Below are 1,453 nucleotides of genomic sequence, written 5' to 3'. Positions count from 1 at the left end.
GGAGCTTCCCAATGCTGAAGTCAAGCCGCAGTGGTGACAGGGGGTGCCACTTGGTAGCACCGTCGGTCACGGATCAGGGCCCACAAGACGTTGACGCGTCGGCGGGCGAGAGCGAGCACGGCCTGGGTATGGCGTTTGCCCTCCGCGCGCTTGCGGTCGTAGAACTTGCGCGAGTTGGGGTCGAACTGGACGCTCACCAACGCCGAGGTGTAGAAGACCCGTTGAAGGCGCCGGTGGTAGCGCTGAGGGCGGTGGAGATTGCCGCTGATCTTTCCGGAGTCGCGTGGTGCGGGGGTCACTCCCGCGAAAGCGGCGAGGCGGTCAGGACTGGGGAACGCATCCAGGCTGCCGCCGACGGCAACGAGGAACTCGGCGCCGAGCACCGTGCCGATGCCGGGCAGGGACTGGATCACCTCGGCGAGTTCGTGCTCGCGAAACCGGCCCTCTATGAGCTTGTCCGTCTCGGAGATCTTCTCGTTGAGGGCCATCACCTCCTTCGTGAAGGTGAGCACCATCTTCGCGATCGCCGTTTCACCCGCGACTGCGGTGTGCTGCCGCTCAGCGGCCTCGACGGCCTTGGCCGCGAGTGCTTCGGCTCCGCGGACCTTGCGGTTGCGCAGCCAGGTGGTCAGTCGGCGCTGCCCGGTCCGGCGGATCGCAGCCGGGCTCTGGTAGCCCGTCAGGAGCAGCAGTGCCCCGCTGGTCCCGAGGTCCAGGGCGCGTTCCAGGGCTGGGAACATGCTGGTCAGCAGGGACCGGAGGCGGTTGATGGTGCGGGTGCGTTCGGCGACCAGGTCGACACGGCGTTCGGTCAGCAGCCGCAGTTCCACGGTGGCGTCGTCGTCAGGGCGGATCGGCTGGAGGTCGCGTCGCATGCGGGCCTGGTCGGCGATGATGCGGGCGTCCCGGGCGTCGGTCTTGCCTGCTCCGCGGTAGCTGTCCGCGGCCCGGTTGACAGCGACACCGGGGAGGTAGACCAGCTCCTGCCCGTGGTTGACCAGCAGGGCGATCAGCAGTGCGGGCTCACCGCCGGTCATGTCCATCGCCCAGGTGACGGCGCGGCCGTCGGCGAGGTCCAGGACGTCTGCGATCAGCTTCAGCAGTTCGGGCTCGTCGTTGGCCACCCGCCGCGACAACAGCGCGTCGCCCTCGTTGTCCAGGACGAGGCAGTGGTGGTGGGTCTTTCCGCAGTCGGTCCCGGCCCATATCCGGCTCATCGTGCTCCAGCTCGTCGTGTGTGCAGTGCGTACCACGGACGACCTCGCCGGCATTGCTCTACACAGCGACCTGTTCGCAGTTCCCAATCGGCGGCCGAGTCGTCGTGGGGAACCGGGCGGCCAAGCTCCTTGAGCCATGAACGGCACCGTCATGAAAGCCACACCCGGCTCCCCTGGGTGCCACAACCCTACGAATGGCTGGGGCGAACCCAGGAAGGAAGGTAGAGCCGTCATGA

The 1,453-nt window shown here is 67.6% G+C and carries 1 protein-coding gene; it reads right to left on the bottom strand.

Translation table 11 applies throughout. The features are described from left to right. Nucleotides 1-20 precede the first annotated feature (20 nt). Nucleotides 21-1,217, bottom strand: a complete 1,197-nt coding sequence (locus IQ210_RS46950; protein WP_019076044.1) for an IS110 family RNA-guided transposase — start codon at nt 1,215-1,217, stop codon at nt 21-23. Nucleotides 1,218-1,453: the final 236 nt, after the last annotated feature.

Source organism: Streptomyces justiciae (assembly GCF_015163075.1).
Classification (GTDB): Bacteria; Actinomycetota; Actinomycetes; order Streptomycetales; family Streptomycetaceae; genus Streptomyces; species Streptomyces justiciae.
This window is presented reverse-complemented; position numbering and strand designations above follow the sequence as displayed.

Bases quoted from the DNA above. Each gene is read 5' to 3' on its own strand.
- IQ210_RS46950 (WP_019076044.1), bottom strand. From the start codon at position 1,217: ATGAGCCGGATATGGGCCGGGACCGACTGCGGAAAGACCCACCACCAC.